The organism is Amycolatopsis taiwanensis DSM 45107, assembly GCF_000519205.1.
GTDB classification, from domain to species: Bacteria; Actinomycetota; Actinomycetes; order Mycobacteriales; family Pseudonocardiaceae; genus Amycolatopsis_E; species Amycolatopsis_E taiwanensis.
Genome location: NZ_JAFB01000014.1, coordinates 160,637 through 180,995 on the forward strand (window position 1 = coordinate 160,637; position 20,359 = coordinate 180,995).

General features: G+C 68.6%; 19 protein-coding genes and 1 tRNA gene. 7 read left to right on the forward strand and 13 right to left on the reverse strand.

Features of this window, described 5'->3' with window-relative positions; all coding sequences use genetic code 11:
- Positions 1-11: 11 nt before the first annotated feature.
- Entirely contained in the window at positions 12-158 is a 147-nt protein-coding gene (locus A3CU_RS52370; protein WP_156960347.1) for a hypothetical protein, read from the reverse strand.
- 277 nt (positions 159-435) lie between these two features.
- Between A3CU_RS52370 and A3CU_RS0112980 the strand changes: the two genes are divergently transcribed.
- Positions 436-777: a VOC family protein gene (locus tag A3CU_RS0112980; RefSeq protein ID WP_027942655.1), complete on the forward strand. Its 342-nt coding sequence runs from the start codon at positions 436-438 to the stop codon at positions 775-777.
- 83 nt (positions 778-860) lie between these two features.
- On the opposite strand, the gene A3CU_RS0112985 is transcribed toward A3CU_RS0112980, so the two are convergent.
- From A3CU_RS0112985 to A3CU_RS0112995, 3 genes are read right to left on the reverse strand one after another with little or no spacing between them, the layout of a single operon-like run.
- Positions 861-2,174: an FAD-binding oxidoreductase gene (locus A3CU_RS0112985; RefSeq protein WP_027942656.1), complete on the reverse strand. Its 1,314-nt coding sequence runs from the start codon at positions 2,172-2,174 to the stop codon at positions 861-863.
- 35 nt (positions 2,175-2,209) lie between these two features.
- Complete coding sequence (locus A3CU_RS44620; RefSeq protein ID WP_043840994.1) at positions 2,210-3,640, reverse strand: MFS transporter; 1,431 nt, start codon at positions 3,638-3,640, stop codon at positions 2,210-2,212.
- Positions 3,633-4,553 carry an NADP-dependent oxidoreductase gene (locus tag A3CU_RS0112995; protein WP_245617038.1) on the reverse strand — a complete coding sequence of 307 codons (921 nt, stop codon included), beginning with the start codon at positions 4,551-4,553 and terminating at the stop codon, positions 3,633-3,635. Before A3CU_RS0112995 ends, A3CU_RS44620 begins: the two co-directional genes overlap by 8 nt.
- 84 nt (positions 4,554-4,637) lie before the next feature.
- Here A3CU_RS0112995 and pdxR point away from each other — a divergent pair, with 84 nt between their 5' ends.
- Positions 4,638-6,221 carry a MocR-like pyridoxine biosynthesis transcription factor PdxR gene (gene pdxR, locus A3CU_RS44625; RefSeq protein ID WP_245617040.1) on the forward strand — a complete coding sequence of 528 codons (1,584 nt, stop codon included), beginning with the start codon at positions 4,638-4,640 and terminating at the stop codon, positions 6,219-6,221.
- A 343-nt stretch (positions 6,222-6,564) separates the two neighbouring features.
- Here the strand turns inward: pdxR and A3CU_RS0113010 are convergent, their stop codons facing one another.
- Together A3CU_RS0113010 and A3CU_RS0113015 are read right to left on the reverse strand one after the other, a co-directional pair.
- Positions 6,565-7,017, reverse strand: coding sequence for a carboxymuconolactone decarboxylase family protein (locus A3CU_RS0113010; RefSeq protein WP_027942658.1), 453 nt, complete (start codon positions 7,015-7,017; stop codon positions 6,565-6,567).
- 612 nt (positions 7,018-7,629) lie between these two features.
- A tRNA-Leu gene (locus tag A3CU_RS0113015) sits at positions 7,630-7,703 on the reverse strand.
- A gap of 64 nt (positions 7,704-7,767) precedes the next feature.
- Here A3CU_RS0113015 and A3CU_RS0113020 point away from each other — a divergent pair.
- The gene (locus A3CU_RS0113020; RefSeq protein WP_027942659.1) at positions 7,768-7,992 is read left to right on the forward strand and encodes a DUF3618 domain-containing protein; all 225 of its coding nucleotides are present in this window, start codon (positions 7,768-7,770) and stop codon (positions 7,990-7,992) included.
- 77 nt (positions 7,993-8,069) lie between these two features.
- Here the strand turns inward: A3CU_RS0113020 and A3CU_RS54415 are convergent, their stop codons facing one another.
- A complete protein-coding gene (locus A3CU_RS54415) occupies positions 8,070-8,534 on the reverse strand; it encodes a hypothetical protein (RefSeq protein ID WP_052371683.1) in 465 nt (154 codons plus the stop codon).
- Between the two features lie 233 nt (positions 8,535-8,767).
- Positions 8,768-9,316: a TetR/AcrR family transcriptional regulator gene (locus A3CU_RS0113030; RefSeq protein ID WP_043840997.1), complete on the reverse strand. Its 549-nt coding sequence runs from the start codon at positions 9,314-9,316 to the stop codon at positions 8,768-8,770.
- Between the two features lie 135 nt (positions 9,317-9,451).
- Here A3CU_RS0113030 and A3CU_RS44640 point away from each other — a divergent pair, with 135 nt between their 5' ends.
- Positions 9,452-10,969, forward strand: coding sequence for a flavin-containing monooxygenase (locus A3CU_RS44640; protein ID WP_052371684.1), 1,518 nt, complete (start codon positions 9,452-9,454; stop codon positions 10,967-10,969).
- On the opposite strand, the gene A3CU_RS0113040 is transcribed toward A3CU_RS44640, so the two are convergent.
- Positions 10,947-11,411 (reverse strand): helix-turn-helix domain-containing protein, encoded by a 465-nt coding sequence (locus tag A3CU_RS0113040; protein ID WP_027942661.1) that lies wholly within the window; start codon positions 11,409-11,411, stop codon positions 10,947-10,949. The two genes, A3CU_RS44640 and A3CU_RS0113040, sit on opposite strands and share 23 nt — an antisense overlap.
- 173 nt (positions 11,412-11,584) lie before the next feature.
- Positions 11,585-13,159, reverse strand: coding sequence for an LCP family protein (locus A3CU_RS0113045; protein WP_027942662.1), 1,575 nt, complete (start codon positions 13,157-13,159; stop codon positions 11,585-11,587).
- Positions 13,160-13,304: 145 nt separating this feature from the next.
- Between A3CU_RS0113045 and A3CU_RS52380 the strand changes: the two genes are divergently transcribed.
- Entirely contained in the window at positions 13,305-13,526 is a 222-nt protein-coding gene (locus tag A3CU_RS52380; RefSeq protein WP_027942663.1) for a hypothetical protein, read from the forward strand.
- Positions 13,527-13,538: 12 nt separating this feature from the next.
- Here A3CU_RS52380 and A3CU_RS0113055 read toward each other — a convergent pair whose 3' ends face one another.
- Entirely contained in the window at positions 13,539-14,954 is a 1,416-nt protein-coding gene (locus tag A3CU_RS0113055; protein WP_425388236.1) for a GGDEF domain-containing protein, read from the reverse strand.
- A gap of 521 nt (positions 14,955-15,475) precedes the next feature.
- Positions 15,476-16,663, reverse strand: coding sequence for an MFS transporter (locus tag A3CU_RS0113060; protein WP_027942665.1), 1,188 nt, complete (start codon positions 16,661-16,663; stop codon positions 15,476-15,478).
- A gap of 431 nt (positions 16,664-17,094) precedes the next feature.
- On the opposite strand from A3CU_RS0113060, the gene A3CU_RS0113065 reads away from it, so the two are divergent.
- A complete protein-coding gene (locus A3CU_RS0113065; RefSeq protein WP_425388237.1) occupies positions 17,095-18,003 on the forward strand; it encodes an SDR family NAD(P)-dependent oxidoreductase in 909 nt (302 codons plus the stop codon).
- A 43-nt stretch (positions 18,004-18,046) separates the two neighbouring features.
- Here the strand turns inward: A3CU_RS0113065 and A3CU_RS0113070 are convergent, their stop codons facing one another.
- Positions 18,047-19,879 (reverse strand): AMP-dependent synthetase/ligase, encoded by a 1,833-nt coding sequence (locus tag A3CU_RS0113070; protein WP_027942667.1) that lies wholly within the window; start codon positions 19,877-19,879, stop codon positions 18,047-18,049.
- A gap of 106 nt (positions 19,880-19,985) precedes the next feature.
- On the opposite strand from A3CU_RS0113070, the gene A3CU_RS0113075 reads away from it, so the two are divergent.
- Positions 19,986-20,330: a hypothetical protein gene (locus tag A3CU_RS0113075; protein ID WP_027942668.1), complete on the forward strand. Its 345-nt coding sequence runs from the start codon at positions 19,986-19,988 to the stop codon at positions 20,328-20,330.
- The last annotated feature ends 29 nt before the right edge of the window (positions 20,331-20,359 follow it).

The following is a 20,359-nucleotide window of genomic DNA, read 5'->3' on the forward strand; positions in this document are numbered from 1 at the left end:
CCGCAAGGCGGTTAGGCGAATTTGCTGGTGATTTCCCCGTTGGTGGTGGTCACGTCGAGCCGATGTTCGCCGACCGGGTCATGGGGCACGCCGTTCTCGACATGGTGTGTTGCCTCCGGCCGATCGCCGTGGTTGGCGATCGAACGGTGTATCGACACCTTGGTCGAGTCTTGTCCACCATGCAGTGTGACGCCGCCGGAGTTGCTGTCCAGCCGTACAGAAGTGATCTCTGGGGCTGGCCCTACCCGGCATACGGTGGCCAGCGGGAATGACGGCTCAGTGGGGTCCGCCGGTACCGCTGGGCTCAGGTCGCCACCCGGTAACGGGTGGTGCGACGCCGATCGTCGTCGACAAGGTGGAACCGCCCTGTCGAGAACGGCTACGGCTGTTCGTCCTCCGGTGCGTCAACCGACGATTCACCGAAAGGACCGAGCAATGCCTGGACAGATCGACTGGATCGAACTGCCTGCCGCCGACACCGGCAAGGCCCGTACCTTCTACGGCGGCTTGTTCGGCTGGGGCACCAGCGAATTCGGCGGCGACTACCACGTGATCGACAACGGGCCCGCGGGCGCCATCGCACCTCGCGAGGATGGCTTCACCCACCCACGGGTCTACTTCACCACCGAGGACGTCGACGCCTCGGTCAAGCGTGTCCACGAACTCGGCGGCACCAGCGAGGACGTCCAAACCGTCCCAGGGGTCGGCCGGATCGCGCACTGCCATGACGATCAGGGCACCCCGTTCAGCCTCTACGAGCCCGCCGCGCAGAGCTGACCAACCCGGTGTGGGAGGACCGGTCAGGTCCTCCCACACCGGGCCAGCGTGCCGGTTTGCTGGGTCCTGCCACGTCCGGCCCGCTAGTCTCGAGTTCCCGCGAGGACCGGGAAATTGCTGCGGAACACTCCGTGTGGGTCGCGGTTTCGCTTGATCGTTTGCAACCGGGTGAGTGTGCCGGGGCTGAAGGTGTCGGCGGCGTTCTCGCCGGGAGCGAGGTAGGTGAAGGGTTTGCGGTCACCGACGTGCGGGGCGAGGCTGGCGATCAGGTCGTGCTGTCGGGTGTGGACGGCCGCCGCGGTCTCGGGCGTCGTGGGGATACCGAACAGGTAGATGGCGTAGGGCTCGGTCAACGGGCCGTGCGGGCTGTCGGAGGGTTGGGCGAAGGCACCGCCCAGGTGTCGAATTTGGACACTGAGCAGTGGCCGGATGGGCTCGGACAGCAGGGTTTTGACGGTCACGTCGGTCAGTTCGGTCAGCAGTTCTCCGCGGGAGAGCCCCGGACTGGGGTTGGTCGGCTCGGCGGCGATGGTGCCCAGTTCGGCGATCGGCATCGCCGCGCGGCTGTCGGAGATCGGCGTGCCGATGCCGTCCAGGCCACGCAGCAGCGCTCGCCCTTCGGCCGGGTCGCCGAGATACGTGGCGTCCACCGCGACCAGCGGAGCCGAGCCGGGAAAGTGCAGCAGGTCGGCCCAGACGGTGAGTTCGTCCGGTGCGCCGGCGGTGATCTCGCGGAACGCCGCCAGCGCCTCGGGCGCACGGTCGGCGGACCAAAGCACGCGCCCGCCGTATAGCTGGGGAGCTGGGTGCAGGTCGAACTCGAGCGCGGTGACGATCGCGAAGTCACCCCCGCCGCCGCGTAGCGCCCAGAACAACTCGGGATCGGACTCGGCCGTCACGCGGGCGCGGCGCCCGTCGGCGTCGACGATGTCGAAGGCGGTGACGCTGTCGGCGGCCCATCCGTACTTGCGGCCGAACCAGCTCAGCCCGCCTCCGAGGCTGTAGCCGGCCACACTGACCACGGGAGAGCTGCCCGGCACACCCGTGAGACCCAGTGGCCCTGCGACCGCTAGGACCTCACCCCAGGACACGCCGGCGCCGACGCGAGCCGTACGTGCGTCCGCGTCCACGCGAAGCTCGTCAAGGTGGCGGGTGCGCAGCAAAATCACCCCGTCTACGTCGCCGCTGGCGCCGTGCCCGCTGGGCTGGGCCGTCACCGTCAGGCCATTGTCCCGGGCGTAGCGGACGAGGGCTGCCACATCGTCGGCATCCTCCGCGTCGACCACGGCGGCCACCGGTTGTTCGACGGCGAGGTTCCACGGCCTGGTCGCGTTGGCGAAGTCGTCGTCGCCGGGCAACAGCACGCGTCCTCTGACGGCGGAGCGCAAGTTCAGCATGAGTTTCTTCGTCCTTTCAGTAAGCGGGAAGGGGATCAGGCCCGGGCAACGTCGGCGAGCACGGATTCGGTCGAGCCGGCCTTGCGGGAGCTTGGTGTGAAGCCGAAAACGGTGACCGTGGCGAGCACGATCACGGCCGCGGCGAGGAACACGGCGGTGCGCAGGCCGGTGATCGTCATGCCGGTCCCCGCCGAGTTCGCGATGGCGACCAGGACGGCAAGGCCGACCGCACCGCCGATCTGCTGGGCCGTGGAGGTCAGGCCCGAGGCGACGCCCCGGTTGCGGGCATCGATTCCGGCGGTCGCGGCGCCGAACATCAGGGTGTACCCGGCACCTTGTCCGAGACCGAGCAGCACCAGGCCGGGCACCAGACCGAGGTAGCCGGCCGTGGTGCTCATGCACACGCCCACCACCACCGTGCCGGCCCCGCCGACGGTCAAGCTGATCACCATGGCGGTGCGCATCCCACGGCGGGTGGCGAGCCGGCCGGCGATCTGCGACCCCGCGGCGATGGCCGCCATGGGCACCAGGAAGGCCAGGCCGGTGGCCAGGGGGCCGTAGCCGTGCACGGCCTGGAAGTAGACGGTGAGGAAGTACAGCAGCGTGCCGAAGCCGGCCATGTACAGGAAGGTGACGGCGACGCCGGTACGCAGATCGCGGTCGCGCAGCAACCGCATCGGCAGCAGCGGGTCGCCGCTTTTCCGTTCGATCACGACGAACGCCACCAGCAGCACCGCGCCGGCACCGGCCGCGGTGAGCACGGTCGGGGCGGTCCAGCCCGACTCAGGACCCTGGACCAGCGCGAATACCAGGAGCACGACACCGGCGGTGGCGGTCAGCGCACCGGCCAGGTCCAACCGGCGGCCGACGTCCCGCGGTCCGTCGTGCGGAATCAGTACCAACGCGGCGGCCACGGCGATCAATACCAGCGGCACATTCACGAAGAGCACCGCGGCCCAGCCGAACGCGTCGGTGAGCACCCCGCCCAGGAGCGACCCCAGGATCATGCCGCTGCCACCGGCGGTGCCCCACACGGCGAATGCTCGGTTGCGGTCCCTTCCGGCGGCGAAACCGGTGCTGACCAGGGTCAGCGTCGACGGGAACAGCAGCGCACCGCCGAGGCCCTGCAGTGCGCGCGCGGCGATCAGTGTTCCCGGCGCGGTCGCCAGTCCACCGGCCAGTGAGGACACCCCGTACAGCGCCAGCCCCAGCACGAACATCCTCCGCGGGCCGAACAGGTCACAGCCACGACCGCCCAGCAGCAGGAAACCACCGAAGGCGACCGCGTACGCGCTGATCACCCATTGCAGAGTTTGTGTGGAGAAGCCGAGCGCGTCGCCGATCTCCGGCAACGCGACGTACACGATGTTGTAGTCGATCGAGATGATCAACTGCGCGAGCGCCAGCAACGCCAACGTCGCGGCCGGCCGCCGGAACCGCGCCGGCGCGGTCTGGACCTCAGGCATTCTCGAGCACGACCTTCCCGGCGATGCCGTCGCGCTTGGCCAAAAACGCCTCCCGGGTGGCGGACAACGGGAAGGTGGCGCCGATGAACGGGCGGAGCCGCCCGGCGCGGACGTGCTCGGCGAGTTCGGCGAGCTGCGTGCGGTCGGATTCCACGATGAAGTACACGGCTCGACCGTCGGCCGGCGCCGGGGGCGGCGCGGAGATCGACACCAGTGTTCCGCCGGGTTTGACGACGGCGGCCGAGCGGGCGAGCACGTCCCCGCCGATCGTGTCGAAGACCAGGTCGGCCTGGCTCACTGCGTCCTCGAACCCGTGCTGGTCGAGTGCGATGAACTCATGCACGCCCGCCTCGGTCGCCACGTCGTGGTGCTGTCCGTGCCCGGTACCGATCACGTGTGCCCCGGCGTCGCGGGCGAGTTGGGTGGCGACGGTTCCGACGCCGCCGGCCGCGCCGTGGATGAGGACGGTCTGCTTGGCGGTGAGCCGCCCATGGGTGAACAGCGCCTGCCACGCGGTGAGGCCCGGCATCGCCAGAGCGGCCGCGTCCGCGTGGGTGACCGTGTCGGGCAGGACCGCGAGATCGCGTGCTTCGACGGCGAGGTACTCGGCCGCGGCGCCGTCGCGGTGCCGGTCGGTGAGCCCGTAGACCCGGTCGCCGACCTGCAGCCCGGTGGTGCCGTACCCGATCTCGGTCACCACGCCGGACACCTCGTGTGCGGGGATGGCGGGGGTCCGGTCCCGGCCGGCGCGGTCGACCCAGGTCACCGGCCAGTCGAGCTCGCCCGGCGTGAACGAGGCCGCGTGCACCTTCACGACCACGTCGCCGACACCGACGTAGGGCTGTGGTGCGTCTTCGTAGACCAGGCCCTCGGGTCCGCCGGGCGAGTGAATTCTGGTGGCTTTCATGTTCATGCCATGACCGTATGGGCCAAAAGACCCGCGATAGGGTTCATTACTGTGGCAGAACCAGGGGTCAATCCTGTAGATGGTGCAGAGTTGCCAGCGGAGGGGCCGGGCGCGGGGACCGACCTCCATCTGGAGCTCACCGGCGAAGGCAGTCGTCGCGACCAGCTCATGCGCGCACTGCGAGAAGCCATCCGCTCCGGCCGGCTCGCGCCGGGGACGCGGCTTCCTCCCTACCGCAGCCTTGCCCTCGACATCGGCGTCGCTCGCAACACCGTCGCCCGTGCGTACGCGGAACTCGTCGAGGAGGGCTGGCTGACCGCCCGGCAAGGATCCGGCACCCGGGTGGCTCAGCGCGCCACGCCGCTGGAGCCCGACCGCGTGCGGCGGCCACTCCCGCAGACCCGCCGCCGCGTGCTCCATGATCTGGCGCCCAGCTCACCGGATGCCGCTGCCTTTCCCCGCGCTGCCTGGCTCACCTCCGTCCGACGCGCCGTCGCGGCCGCACCGACCGACGCCTTCGGGGTGCTGGACTCACACGGCAGGCCTGAGCTGCGTCGCGCACTGGCGGAATACCTGGCGCGAACCCGGGGCGTCCGCACCGAACCCGACCGGATCGTCATCTGCTCCGGTTTCGCTCACGGGCTGCGGCTGTTGGCGAAGGCACTTGATGGCCCGATCGCGGTGGAGGCCTACGGCCTGGACTTCCATCGGGGAATCCTGCACGAGGCAGGCTTGCGCACCGTGCCGCTGACGATCGACTCGCACGGGGCACGGATCGACGAACTATCCGCCAGCGGTGCGAAAGCCGCGCTGCTGACCCCGGCGCACCAGTATCCCACCGGAGGCCCACTGCACCCGGAACGTCGAGCGGCGGTAATCGACTGGGCCCGCTCCACCCGCGGTCTGCTTCTGGAAGACGACTACGACGGCGAGTTCCGCTATGACCGGCAACCGGTCGGCGCTGTCCAGGGCCTCGACCCAGAACGGGTCGTCTATCTGGGCTCGGCCAGCAAAAGCCTCTCGCCCGGCTTGCGGCTGGGCTGGCTGGTGTTGCCGAAAGCCATCGTCGGCGATGTTCTCGCGGCCAAAGGGATCCGGGAAATGTCGACCGGAGTTGTCGGCCAGCTGACCCTCGCCGACTTCATCGCCCGCGGCGCCTACGACCGGCATCTGCGCCGGATGCGGCAAAGCTACCGGCGGCGCCGGGACCTGCTGGTGAACACACTGGCGAAACGCGCGCCGCACATCCGGGTCAGTGGCATCGCAGCCGGACTACACGCCGTTCTCGAACTTCCGGAAAACACCGAAGAAGCCACCCTGCGCGCCGCTCGCCGCCTCGGTCTGGCTCTGGATGGACTGCACCCCTACCGCCACCCCGACAGCGCGATGCCCGCGCGCGACGGCTTGGTCATCGGCTACGGCACGCCTCCTGACCACGCCTTCGCCGCCGCCTTGGACGCCCTGTGCCTGGCCCTACCGGAAGCGTCAGCACCCGGAGAAAGACAAGCGCAGAGCGCCATCCGGTCAGTGGGGATCCGCCGCCTTTCCGGGGACGTGTCGCCTGACGATCAGCAGGGCGAGGATGGCGAGGGCGGCGCCGGCCCACAGCACGCTCGTGGTGCCGATGCGGTCGATGACCAGGCCACCGGTCAGCGCGCCAAGCGCGATGGATAGGTTGAACGTGGCGACGTACGGGGAAGATGCCGCCTCGGCTGCGGCTGGTGCGGCCTTGAGGATCCAGGTTTGGCAGGTGACGGGGACGGCCCCGTAGCCCAGGCCCCAGCCGATGAGGACCGCGCCTGCGGTGATGGCGGTGTGGTCATCAGGGCGAAGATGCCGACGGTCACGGCCAGCACGGCGAGCCAGCCCCTGACGGGCGAGCGGCCGTCGCTGGTGGGGGGTACGGGTGTGTCGAGTGTGGTCACGGCAGGTGTCGGTCTCTCGTGAAGATCGTGGGGCACGCCACCTCGCGGGCGGGGGCCACGCGAGGCGGCCACCGCGTGAGGTGGGGTGCCGGTTATCGGATTCCGGGAGTCGTGCGGGCGGTGACGTTGATCCGGTTCCAGGCGTTGACGGTGAAGATCAGCGCGATGAGCTGGGCGAGTTCCTCCTCGCCGAAGTGCTCGGCGGCCTCGTTGTAGACCTGGTCGGGGACACCGTCGGGTAGCCGGGTGACGGCCTCGGTCAGGGCGAGCGCGGCCCGCTCCCGTGCGGTGTAGAGGCTGGACTCCGCCCAGGCGCTGAGCTGGTAAATGCGTTCGTCCGTCTCGCCGGCCTTGCGCGCATCCGAGATGTGGTAGTCGATGCAGTACACGCAGTGGTTGATCTGGGAGGCGCGGATCTGGACGAGTTCGACCAGGACCGGGTCGAGGCCCGCACGCGCGACGGCGTCGAGGGCCAGGACGGCCTTGAACACCTTGGGCGCGACGGCGGCGAAATTCATGCGCTGGGGCACTTGAAATGTCGTCATGCCCTCGACCCTATGCACGAAAAGATCCACGAGATGGTTCACTTCCGCAGCAATACGATGGGTCAATTTCCCGAACCGGGAGTCCGAGGTGGCCACCTCCCCACCGCAGCCGCGCCGTCGACCTGGCCATCGCCCGCGACACGGTGTCGGACCCTGCTGGGGTCCGGCGAAGTCGCGCAGCGACAAGCAGGATCGCTTGAATCAGCAGCGAATCAGCAAGACTCGGTGACTAGTGCGGTCGTGCTGGTCACTATGTGAGCCACGGCCCGGCGCTGGTCCGTGCAAAACGGGACCACGCTGGGTCGGGTGGAGCTCGCACCGTGGGGGTTTGGGGGGCTCGGCCCCCCAAGGCAATGACACCCGATCCCGGCGAAGTCGCGTAGTGACAAGCGGGAGCGCCTGAATCAGCACCGGATCAGCAAGGCTCGGAGATCAGCGCAGTTGTGCTGGTCACTATGTGAGGCACGGCCGGGTGCTGGTTGCCCCGAAAGGGGACCACGCTGGGTCGGGTGGAGCTCGCACCGTGGGGGTTTGGGGGGCTCGGCCCCCCAAGGCAATGACACCCGATCCCGGCGAAGTCGCGCAGCGACGAGCAGGATCGCCCCAATCGGGTGGGCCCGGAGAGACTCGAACTCTCACTGGCACGGACCTAAACCGTGTGCCTCTGCCAGTTGGGCTACGGGCCCGACCCTCGCAGCCTACCGTGTGGGCCGTGATCTACGGTGATGGCCTGGAAGGTGAGGAGGACCCGTGGCCCGCGACCCGGACACCATCGAGCGTGAGATCGAACAGGCCAGGAGTGCGCTGGCGACCACGCTGGACCAGCTCGGCGAGAAGGCCAGCCCGAAGCGGTTGGCGGACTCGGCGAAGGTCAGCGTGCGCGTCAAGCTGGAGGAGCCGAAGGTCAAGTACCCGCTGATCGGCGGGGGCGTGCTGATCGTCGCGCTGCTGCTGCGCAAGCTCTTCCGCCGCTAGGGGCAGCCATTCGGATGGGCGGAGCCGGCCGGCTCCGCCCATTTCCGCGCGCCGAGGTTTCCTCCTCGTCGCGCGGCTCAGGCGGTGGGTGCGCTGACCTCGGGCATCTTGGCCGCGCCGGCGGAGCCGAGCTCCACCTTCGTCCGGGTGGGCTTCGACGCGGTGAGCGCGTCGCCGATGTTGGTGGTGAGCTTGGCCTTGGGGCGCCGCGTGGATTTCGCTCGCGGCGTTCTTTCCGCAACGGCCTCCGCGACGGCGGGTGCCGGGGGTTCGGCTGCCGTCGGCTCGATCGGCGCGGGCTCGGGCCGGGTCAGGCGGGCCGTCATGTAGACCGACGTGAATTCGAGTGCGCTGCCGTTGAGCAGGTGCACCACCGTGGCGCCCTTGGCGGTCGGCCCGAGCTGGTCCACGAGCTGGTCGGTGTTGTCGCGCGCCGCGATGATTCCCGGCGCCTGGGCGGTCAGTACCTTGCCGTGGCCGGACACGGTGACCGTCCAGTCGTCGCCCTGCTGGGCGTAGGTCGCCACGATCGGTTCCGCCATTGCGTTTCACCCCTCGCTGGCAGCTCGCTCCGCCGTGCGAAGTCCACTACCGTCTTATGAGTGCCCGATATGGGTTCACCCGATCGGGCGCAGCCGTGCCGCTGTCTGCCAGGCTTGCTGCCCTCCATCGATACCTCACGCGACTCTGGGTGACAAGAGATGCGTTGGCTTATTCACTGCGTGACGATCGCAGTTTCAGTGCGTGTCCGACCACACGAGCGCTAATCCGGTTGTCACCGAACGCGCCCGGAAAGCCCTTTCCAGAGAATCTCCATCGCGTAATTTGTCGCCTGTTCAGGTGTCACCTCGTCGTTCCGCTCACACCAGATGGCGAGCCGTTCACAGGCGCCCACCATGAATTCCGCGGCGGCTTCCACCCGTAAGAGTGACCCTGTCTCGAAGTGGTCGGCCATCGACTTGACAATCAGGTCCGCGTGCTGCTGCCGGATGACCTCGATCTCCGCCCAGACGGAAGTGCCGATCAGCGACCCCTCGTGCCGCAGCAGGGACCAGGCGCGCCGGCGTTCCCGTACGAAGTCGAAGAACGCCCGCAAGCCGCGCCGTAGCGCCTCCTCGGCCGACGGCGCCCCGGCGACGGCAAGTTCGGTCGCCTCCCGCAGTTCCGTGCGCGACTGGGCGATGCACGCCGCCAGCAGGCCCTCCTTGGACCGGAAGTACTCGTAGAGCATCGGCTTGGAGACGCCGACACGTTCGGCGATGTCGTCCATCGACGCGGCGGCGTAGCCGCGTGATGCGAACACCTCCTCGGCGATCTGGATCATCTGGCGTTCACGGATTGCCCGCGGCACCCGCTGGCGTCGGCTCGGGCTGGTCACTGGTTCACTCTATCCGGAGCAAACCTACTCACAGTAAGATGAACTCTCGAGTAACACCTAACTCTCTGCGTGGAGGACCGAATGGGTGCACGGACCGAGACGGGTGTGGTCATCGTCGGGACCGGTTTCTCCGGGCTCGGCATGGCCATTCAGCTGCGCAAACAGGGCCGCGAGGACTTCGTGATCGTGGAGAAAGCCGACGACGTCGGCGGCACCTGGCGGGACAACACCTATCCCGGCTGCGCCTGCGACATCCCGTCCCACATGTACTCGTTCTCCTTCGAACAGAACCCGTCCTGGACGCGCGCCTACTCGCCGCAGCCGGAGATCTGGGACTACCTGCGCCGGGTCGCGAAGAAGTACGACCTCCACCGCCACATCCGCTTCGGCCAGGAGATGACCGGCGCGCGCTGGGACGCCGACGAGCACCGCTGGCATGTCACCACCCGCGCCGGCGACGAGTTCATCGGACGGTTCCTGGTCAACGGCATCGGAGCGCTGCACCTGCCCAACATCCCGGAACTTCCGGGCATCGAGGCGTTCGCCGGGCGGGCCTTCCACTCCGCCCAGTGGGAGCACGACTTCGACCTGCGCGGCAAGCGAGTCGCGGTGATCGGCACCGGGGCGAGCGCGATCCAGTTCGTCCCGCGGATCGCGCCCGACGCCGCGCGGCTGCACATCTTCCAGCGCACGCCTCCGTGGATCATGCCCAAGGCGGACCGGACCATTCCCGACTGGGCCCGCGGCCTGTTCGAGAACGTGCCGGGCGCCCAGCGGGCCTACCGGAACCTGCTCTACTGGTTGCTGGAGACGCGGGCGATCGGCTTCAACGGGCACCCGGGCCTGCTGAGGCTGGCCGAGCGACTGGCCAGGGCGAACATGGAACGCGTCATCGCCGATCCCGCCCTGCGTGCGAAGCTCACGCCGGACTACCTCATCGGCTGTAAGCGCGTTCTGATCTCCAACGACTACTACCCGGCGCTGAACCGGGACAACGTCGACGTGGTCACGGACGGTGTGGCCGAGGTGCGCGAGCACAGCATCGTCGACACGGCCGGGGTGGAGCGCGAGGTCGACGCGATCATCTACGGCACCGGCTTCCACGTCACCGACGCGTTCGAAAAGGTCGAGATCATCGGGGAGAACGGCCGGAACCTGGGCAAGGAGTGGTCGTCGGAGGGTATCCGGACACACCTCGGCATCACGGTTTCCGGCTTTCCCAACCTGTTCTTCCTGCTCGGCCCGAACACCGGGCTCGGCCACCACTCGGTCGTGTTCATGATCGAGTCGCAGATCCGCTACATCGGCGAGGCCATCGAGCTGCTCGACCGGGCCGGTGCCGGGGCGCTCGTGCCGCGGGCGGACGTCCAGGAGCGGTTCAACGCCGAGATCCAGCACCGGCTGGCGCGCGGGGTCTGGACGCAGGGCGGCTGCAAGAGCTGGTACCTCGACGCGAAGGGCGTGAACCGGACCGTCTGGCCCGGCTTCAGCTGGCGATACTGGCTCACCACGCGCCGGCTTCGGCCCGCCGACTTCGAACTGATCGGCACCGTGTCCGGCCGCGAACCAGCCGAGGTCAGGCGTTCTCGAACGCCTTGAGTCTGGCCATCAGCTCGCCGGGCGAGAGGCCGCACAGCTCGGCCATCCAGTCCAGCGCCGGCTGCTCCAGGCCGACCTCGGGCGCGGAACCGGGCTGGCGCAACCGGTCCTCGGCCCACCGGCGCAGCGACTCCAGCTCGGGCTGGGTGTCCGCGACGATCTTGGCCAGATCGAGCCGTACCTTGCCCGGCTCGTCGGTGAACACCCGCCGGTGCACCCGGGCCAGCAGGTCCGCCGGCGGCTCGTCCATGGCCACGCACAGCTCGACGAGCCGCACCACCGAACACTGGCGGGTCCCCAGTTCGTAGGTCGCCAGCGTCTGCAGCGAGATGTCGCTTTGCAGATGCCGGTTGAGCTCCTTCCTGGTCCACCCGCGTTTCCTCCGCAGGTTGCGCAGTTCCTCCCCCAGGACCCGCTGGTAAAGCTCGCTGTCCATGTGCACTTTCCGTTCCCTGCCTTGACTTCCGGCCTCGCCGAACCCCTGCTTCGGCGTGCGGTCGAATCTCAGCCGCCCACGCGTATGTAAGTCACTGGACGTCCGGCTCTTATGCGCCTCCCGGCGAGTCGTCGTTGATTAGGCCGAATGGACTAACGCAGGGGGACCGGAAAGAGTGGTCAGTTGACGCAAGTGATGCCGTCAGCCGTGATCGGCTTGTCCGTGTCGCCGGCGGGTGCGGTCTGGGTGGCCGCCTTTGGGGCCACCGCGTGACCGGCTATGCGATCTGGACCGGAGTAGTCGTTGCCGACCACCACCAGCACGTGGCCGCTGCGGACCGAGGAGTCCTGCGTCAGCGTTGCGTTGGCGCCCAAGGCGTCGGCGACGCTCTGGGCCGCGTCCTGCGCACCCGTCGGGTAGCGCACTACGGTCGTCTGGACGCGAGAGCCGGCGTTGCCGGTTTCGCCTGCGGTGAAACCCTTGCTGGAAAGCGCTTGCGAGACGCTCGCCGCGAGACCTTCTCTGGTGGTGCCGTTGTGCACGTCGACGGTGATCGCCGCACCGGGCTTCGAGGTGGTCTGCGCGGGAGCCCCCGGGGCCGCGGTCGTGCCCCGCACGAAGTCCCGCACCTGCGTGGGATCGACCTGCACCGCACTGCCGTCGTCCGGAGTGCTGTAGTCCACGTTCACCACGGGGATGGTGAGGAACTCCAGCTTGCCGCCGGTGAGGCCCCGGAGTTGCTGCGCGAAGCCGAAGATGTCCCAGCCCTGGTTGAGCACCACGGACTTCTGCACGGCGTCGACCAGCGCGGACAGCTTGCCCGGATCGGTCAGCGTGCCGGCGGAGAGCACCTTGTTGGCCATTCCGGCCATGAACACCTGCTGCCGCACCACCCGGTCCAGATCGCCGCGTGGGAGCCCGTGCCGCTGGCGCACGAACTTGAGCGCGTCCGGGCCGGACAGCGTGTGCCGTCCCTTGGTGAACTTCGCGCCGGAGTAGGGATCGTTGACATTGTCGAGAAGGCAGACGTCCACGCCACCGATGGCCTGGGTGATGTCGGAGAAGCCGAGCAGGTTGATCGAGGCGTAGTTGTCGATGGTGGAACCGGTGAGCTGCTCGACGGTGCCGATCAGGGTCTTCGCGCCCGCCTGTGAGCTTTTCAGCTCGACGTCCCGGGCGTCGGTGTCGCCGGAAGCCGCCAGGTTCTGGCGCGCGTTCGCCTTGCCGCGCGCGTAGGCCGAGTTGATCTTGTGCTGGCCGAAGCCCGGGATGCGCACGTAGGAGTCTCGGGGCAGGGAGATCGCCACCGCCTTGCTGCCGTCGTTGGGGATGTGCAGCATGATCAGCGTGTCGGTGTTCTCCTCGCCGTCCGAAGAGCCCGCGTTGAGCTGAGCGAGCAGTTCCTTGGGCAACGGGTTGCCCTGCGCGTCGGTGCGGCTGTCCATCCCGACCAGCAAGATGTCGATGGCGCCGTCGGCCGGCCGGTTCGGGTCGATCACGTCGGCCGTGGTCAGGCCGACCAGGCCCTGCAACTGCGCCCACGCGTAGCCGGTCAGTGCGAACACCAGCAGCGACACCACGCCGAGCGCCACCCTTGGCCTGAAGCGGCGTGGTGGGCGCGGTTCGGGCCGGGGCGGCCGGCTACGCGGGGGAGGACGGCGGACCGGGCCGTCGCGGTGCGCGTCGGACGCTCTCGACTGCCGCGGTGGTGCGGGTCGTCGGCCCCCACTCGCGCCCCGCGGCGAATATGTCACAACTGATCTCCCTTCCCGGCCGTTCTTCTGCCGGGGCGTAGCGTGGCATACCGGTCAGGCAATCCGGTTGACAACACCCGGTCAAGTGCTTTGAGCCACCGATCCGGGGGACGGGAGCGTACTCGTCCCGCCCGGCGCGGCGCTGGTGGCGCCGGTTTCGGCCGCGGTGAACCGTGTCCGGCTCCCCGATCCGGGACTCGGCTTCCCGGGCCGGGAACTCGGGTTCCTGGATCGGGAACTCGCGTGCCTGGGCCGGGAACTCGGGTTCCTGGATCGGGAACTCGCGTGCCTGGGCCGGGGACACGCGTGCCTGGGCCGGGGACACGCCGGGGGCGCCGGATTCGGTCTCGGGCCGGGGAACCCGTGAGTCGGCTCGGCACTAGCGCGTCAGGTGGTCCGGCTGGGCGGCGGGCGCCGGCCCGCCGGAGCCCGCCCGGCGCCCGCCGGCGACGCGGACCTGGTTCCGGCCGCCCTCCTTAGCCTCGTAGACGGCGGCATCCGCGGCCTGCATGAGCGATTCGAGCGAGGTGCCGTGTTCGGGGTAGACGGCGACGCCGACAGAAGCGGTGCGGTTGACGATGGTGGTCAGCTCGCCCCGCTTGTCGGTGGTCGTGATGCGCAGGCCGGCGACGGCGCTGCGGATGCGTTCCCCGGTTCCGGTCGCGCCGGCGTGGTCGGTGTCGGCCAGCAGTACCAGGAACTCCTCGCCACCGAACCGGCCGACCACGTCGCTGGGCCGGGTCACGTCATTGAGCAGCTGGGCCAGGTTGTGCAGCACGTCGTCACCGGCGGGGTGGCCGTAGGTGTCGTTGATCCACTTGAAGTGGTCGAGGTCGATCATCAGCACGGCGAGCCGCTGACCGCTCGCCTTCACCGTCCGCGCGAGCGCGCGCTCGGCCGACTCGGTCCAACCGCGCATGTTGAAGACCTGCGTCTTCGGGTCGGTGCGCACGTCGTCCTGCAACTGGTCGAGCTCGGCCAGGCGGTTGAACACCACGGTCACCACGGCCATGATCGCGACCGCCGGGGGCAGCACCACGAGCAGGACCGCGGTCACCGCGCCGAGCCCGATGGTGATCGCTTCCAGCAGGTTGTCGGCCTTGCTGCCGAGCACGTTGTGGATGGTGGGCCGGCCCGGGGTACTCAGCGCCAGGATGCCGCCGACGTACACGACCTGAACCGCCTCGAAGACGAGTCCGGCCACCACCACGATGCCGAACTCGCGCAGCGAGCCGAGACCGCTCGCGCCCCAGTGCTGACCGCCCAGTGCCGTGAACGTGACCGAAGTGAGCGCGACCGACAGGCCATGTGAAATCGAGGAGAAGACGAAGTTATGCGGAGGGCGGCGCGCGATGAACCAGTGCTGTATGCGCAACAGCAGGACCAGCAATACGGAGAGGGTCACCGGAAGAATAATCGCGGCCGGAAACGTCCACACTGCGGTGAGGTCGATCAGGACTGTGCGTGTCCGATTTCGTCGGCGTTCTTCCTGCCGCCGGGTTAATTGGATATGCACGGTGGCGCCGGCGGCCAGGATCGCCAGTCCGACCCAATCATGGGTTTGCGGCATCTTGGCGTTGGCGGTGATGGTGAGGCCGATCGCCGTGATCGCCGCCATTTCCGATAGCAGGAGGTAGCCGATGAATCGCTTCGGTCGCCGCCACAGTGCCCATTGCCGCGGATGCCATTTGGGGTGCCGAAGCGTGCCCGCGCCGTTACCTCCCGGCGCTGCCGGCCCGGCGCCGGTGGCGGAGGGCGCTCGGCCGAGTTCGCTGCGTGTGCGATCCCCCTGCACGGGCTTATGGATCCTTCCATTTCCACTTGGCGCACCGGGCTTGTGGTGGCGCGGTGACAGCGGCGGTAACAATGGCACTGCCTACCTCCTCTCCCCGGCGGTCGGCACCTATAGGTAACATCCTTGGTACTCGCTGGAGTTCCGGACGAGTTGTACGCCAGGTATCATTCCATCGCGCCGGATGGGTCGTGTCGGCGGGACCATCGCGGTAAGCTACCGTTGCTTCGCCTATTGTGAGAACCTCGATCGGAGGTGTTCTAATTGTCCAGCCGTGACTTCTGATCCGCGCCAGCAGGTTTGGGTCCGTTCGTTTTTCTGACCGTGGGAGGTGCGCCCGGTGCGTAGCCGTGACTTCTGATTCTTGCTGCTCAGTTCTCCCGTCCCCATATTCTGCCGCGATATGCGAGGTGTTCGTCTTGCCCAGCCGCGACTTCTGACCGCAGGTCACCGCTTGAGATGTTTCAGTCAGGCCCGTCGAGGAGGTGTACAAGGTGTCGAGCCGCGATTTCTGAACCGCCATGTCATACCTGAGCTTCTCGATTCTCGTGCCGCACGCGGGTCCACGAGAAGGCGACCGGGGCGCCGAGTACGACGCCCGCGGCGGCCGCGATGGTGATGGCGGCGCCGGCCGAACCGGTCCACTGGGCCAGGACGCCGCCGATTGCCACGCCCACCCCTTGGGACACCCGCAGCCCGGTCCGGTACAGCCCGCCGGCCCCACCGCGTAGGTCGTTGGGCACCCAGGTGATGAAGGTGGCCCCGACCGTGACGATGTACGCCCCCGCGGCGCCCGCCGCGGCGAGGATGACCAGCGCCAGACCCAGCGACGGCTTGCTCGCGAAGGCGAGCAGGACGACCAGCGGAACGACCGCGAGCACCCCCAGCGCGGCCTTGCGAGCCTCCGCCGAGACGTAGCGGGACAGCAGGAAGACGCCGACGATGAAGCCGAGCGGATCGGCGGCGAGCAGCCACCCGACCGCTTCGTCCGGCGCGCCGATCTCCCGCGCCAGTGGCGCCACCAGACCTTCCGGGATGACCGCCAGTCCGACCAGCCAGGACAGCCCCAGCAGCACCCGCAGGCGCCGCTGCGTGGCGACCCAGCGGATCGCGCCGAACCAGGTCCCGGTCCCGTCTCCCGCGGCCGGCCGCGCGAGCACCCACCGGTGCAGGGCGGCGGCGCTGATCGCGAACGTGATCGCGTCGATACCCAGCGCCCAGGAAGCACCCGTCGTGGTGACCAGTATTCCGCCGCCGGCGAGGCCGAGCAGTTGCGCGGTGTTCGTGGTGATCCCGCGGATGTCCTGGCTGCGCAGGTAGAGCTCGTCGTCGGTGAAGATCTCCCGGGTCAGCGCGTTCTGGGCGGCGTTGGACGGAGAGCCCGCCAGCCGGGCCAGCACGAGGAACCCGCAAAACGGCACCAGCGGTATGCCGGGGACCGCCATGGCACCCACGAACACCGCCTGGATCAGCGCGGTGACCACCAGCACGGTGCGCCGTGGGTACCGGTCGGCGAGGTGGCTCAGGCCCAGGCCGCCGGCCAGCGCGGGGAGGAAGGTCAGCGCGTAGGCGACCGCCCCCAGCAGGGCCGACCCGGTGCGCTCGTACACGGTCAGCGACAGCGCGACCGTGGTCAGCTGGTCGCCCAGCACGGACTGCGCCTCGGCGAGCCAGACCGTCCGGAACTCGTGGTTGGCGATTGTGGCCCGCATGGCCGGACGGGTCTTGGTCATCACCGTTTCCCATCTCCCCCCAGTCGGTGAACGCGCTGGCCTACGCTCACAGACTCCTCCACCCGAACGTCTGGTTCCCGGCCTTCACCCAACCGGTAGGCGAGAACACCCTCAGTATGACGCTTACTGCATGAAGGCGACCAGTCACAGTCGGGCAGTCCCCGTCTTTGGGCCCATCCGGCCGCAGTAGGCGTGGCTCGAGCTACGACGAACGGCGGATTGCCGTGGCCGCGCTGACCGGTCCGGGGGGAATGTCCCACTGGTCATTGACGCAGCGCTCAGCGCAATCAGGCCACCGTTCGTCGTCGAGGGAGTCGCTGTCCACTCCGGACGGCGCGAAGACTGGGGCTGGCCGGCGGGAGCCCTCACGGCTGCGTCGGGGCCGGCCAGTGGGAGTGAGGAAGATGAACATGCAGTTGCGGGACTTGCAGGACCGGGCGGTCGTGGTGACCGGGGCGGGCCGCGGCCTCGGCGAGGCGTTCGCCACGCACCTCGCGCAGGCGGGCGCCGCGGTGGTCGTCAACGACGTCGACGAGGAGATGGCCTGGCGTACGGCGGAGAACATCCGCAAACACGGTGGCCGGGCGGTGGCCAGCGGCCACAGCGTGAGCGACCCGGCACAGGCGCAGGCGATCGTGGACCTGTGCGTCGCCGAGTTCGGCTCGATCGACGGGCTGGTCAACAACGCCGGGCTCAACTACGAGGCCCTGCCGTGGCAGGAGGAGCCCGACCGCGTCCGCGAACTCGTCGAGGTCAACGTGCTCGGCGTGATGTACATGGGGATCGCCGCCGTGAAGGCGATGATCGAGCAAGGGCGGGGCGGTGCGATCGTCAACGTGTCTTCGGGCGCGTCGCTCGGGCAACGCAAACTGGGCGTGTATGCGGCGAGCAAGGGCGCGGTCGCGTCGCTGACATACTCGTGGGCGCTGGATCTGGAGGAGTCCGGCATCCGGGTCAACGCGATCTGCCCGCTGGCGCACACCCGGATGGTCTGGAAGTCCGAGCGCTCGTTGCGTGGCTGCCCGCCGGACCGTACGCCGTCGCGCATCGCGCCGGTGGTGTTGTTCCTGCTCTCCGACGCTGCCGAGGGGATCACCGGCCAGTTGATCAGGTGTAACGGTCCGCAACTGCACATCGTCGGACAACCGTATCTGAAGGCGCCGATCCTGGAACGCCAGGCGTGGGACGCCGAGACCGTGAGCCGGGCCTTCGACGAGATCTTCGGCGCCCACCTGGAACCGTACGGGCTGGAAAAGCGCGTCCCGCCACGTCTCCGCAAGTGGACGGAGGGTACTTCCACCCCGCTGCGCTCCGCGTGACTGGATACTGTTGTGGACTGGTTTGCGTGGCGGTGCGGGGAAGTCAGGAGGGGGTGTAGAGGGCCTCGATGTCAGTGGCGTAGCGGGCGTTGATGATCCGGCGCTTGAGCTTGAGGGTCGGGGTGATCTCGCCGGACTCCGGGGTCCATGGCCGGGTGAGCAGGTGGTAGCGCTTGACCTGCTCGACCCGGGCCAGCCGGGAGTTGGCGGCCGCCACCGCGCGGTCGATCTCCGCGCGTACCTCGGGGTGGTTCGCCAGCGCCGCGGGATCGGCGGTGTCGATGCCGCGCGTGGCGGCCCAGCCCGGCAGGATCTCCTCGTCCAGCACGATGAGCGCGGTGACATAGGGGCGGTTGTTGCCGATCGCGACGGCCTGGCCGACCAGCGGGTGCTCGTTGAGCAGGCCCTCGATCCGCGTGGGCGCGATGTTCTTGCCGCCCGAGGTGATGATCAGTTCCTTCTTGCGGTCGGTGATGGTGACGAACCCGTCCTCGTCGATCGAGCCGATGTCCCCGGTGGCGAACCAGCCGTCGGCGTCGGTGGCGGCTTCGATCGAGCCGTCCTCGCGGAGATAACCAAGGAACACTAGAGGGCCGCGAACGAGTAGCTCGCCGTCCTCGGCGACCTTCACCTCGGTGTCGGCCACGACCTGACCGACCGTCCCGGCCCGGAAGGCGCGCTCGTGGTTGGTGGTCACTGCCCCGCTGGTCTCGGAAAGGCCCCACACTTCCCGGATTTCCACGCCCAGGCCGGCCATGAAGTACAGCACCTCCAGCGGCAGCGGGGCCGCCCCGCCGGAGCAGAAGCACAACCGGTCGAGCCCGAGCAACTGGCGCACCGGGGCGAGCAGCTTGGCGTCGGCCTCCTCGATTTTCGCCGTCAGCTCCTCAGGAACCGCTTCGCCCGCGTTGCGCAGCCGGTAACCGCGTTGCCGCAACTCGCTGGCCTCGAGCAGTGCGTTGCGCCGGTCCTCCGGCGCCGCGGCGAGCATGTTCTTCAGCGCGGCGACCATCTTCTCCCACACCCTTGGCACGCCGAAGAAGCCCTGCGGGTGCACGCGCGCCAGCGCCGCCGCGACGGTCGTCGGATCGGCCAGTGTGTGCACGTGACCGGCGTAGACGATCGGCATGTAGATCGAGATTTCGCGCTCGGCGATGTGTGCCAGGGGGAGGTAGGCGATGTTGGACATGTGCATCGGGCTCTGGTGCAGCTCCTGCACGGCATACGCCTCGTGAATGACGTTGCGGTGCGAGAGCACGACGCCCTTCGGCTCGCCGGTGGTGCCCGAGGTGTAGATCATCGCCAGTGGGTCGTCGGGCCGGATGCCCGACCAGAACAGCTCGAAGACGTCCGGGTCCGCTTCGTGCGCTTCGGCGCCCCGCCGCCGGAGCTCGGCCAGGCTGACGAACCGGTCGTCGGGGGGCATCGCTTCGGCGTCGATCAGCACGACGTGCCCCAGCGCCGGGAGGGCGTCGAGTGCCGGTGCCCACCGCTTCAGTTCGTCCGTGCCTTGAAGCACCACCACCCGCGCGGCACTGTGCCGGGCGACGTAGTGGATCTGGTCCGGACTGAGAGTGGCGTACGCGGTGCAGGAGATCGCGGCCAGGTGCGCGGCGGCCAGGTCCACGACGAGGTGGTCGGGGGTGCTCGGCGCCATGATCAGCATCCGGTCTCCCCGGCCGAGACCGAGTCCGGCCAGCCCGCGGGCGGTGAGTGCGATCTCGTGCCGGAGCTCGGCCCAGGTGAGCGTCGGCCGGGTTTCGTCGTCCAGTGAGGTCAGCGCCGGAAGTTCGCCGTATTCGGTGGCATTCCGGCGCAGCAGCGCGGGAATCGTCTGGCCTTCGACCTTGCTCGCGACGGACGGCTGGGTGGACATCTTTGGCCTCCCTGGAGACGGTTACTCCGGATGGAACCACCGTAAGTGGTGCTTACCATTACGGGAAGCCGAAAGCGCCAGGAAGCCGAAGGGGAGGTACACCGCCATGGACCAACCAGACTATTGGCTCCGGCTCGAGTACCGGATGTGCCGAGAACTGGCACGATTCGAAGACGACCGTCTCCGCCATCTGTGGTGCGACGGCATTGTTCCCGAAGCGTTCGATCTTCGCGGCGAGCAGCCCCGCATACGTGGACGTGCGTGGATCGGTGATGGCGAAGGCAAGCAAGAACAGTGGGACTTCACGCTTCTCCTCGATCGAGCCGCCGCATCCTGCGAGGATCTCGACTGGTCAGCCCTGCTGCCCGACGAGGACCTGACGGGTTGGCTCACACCCGACTTGGAAACCAAGACCCTGACCATCGCTTTAGGCTCCGCAAGCCAAGGCTGAGCATTCATGAAAGGGCCGCCGGCTCATTG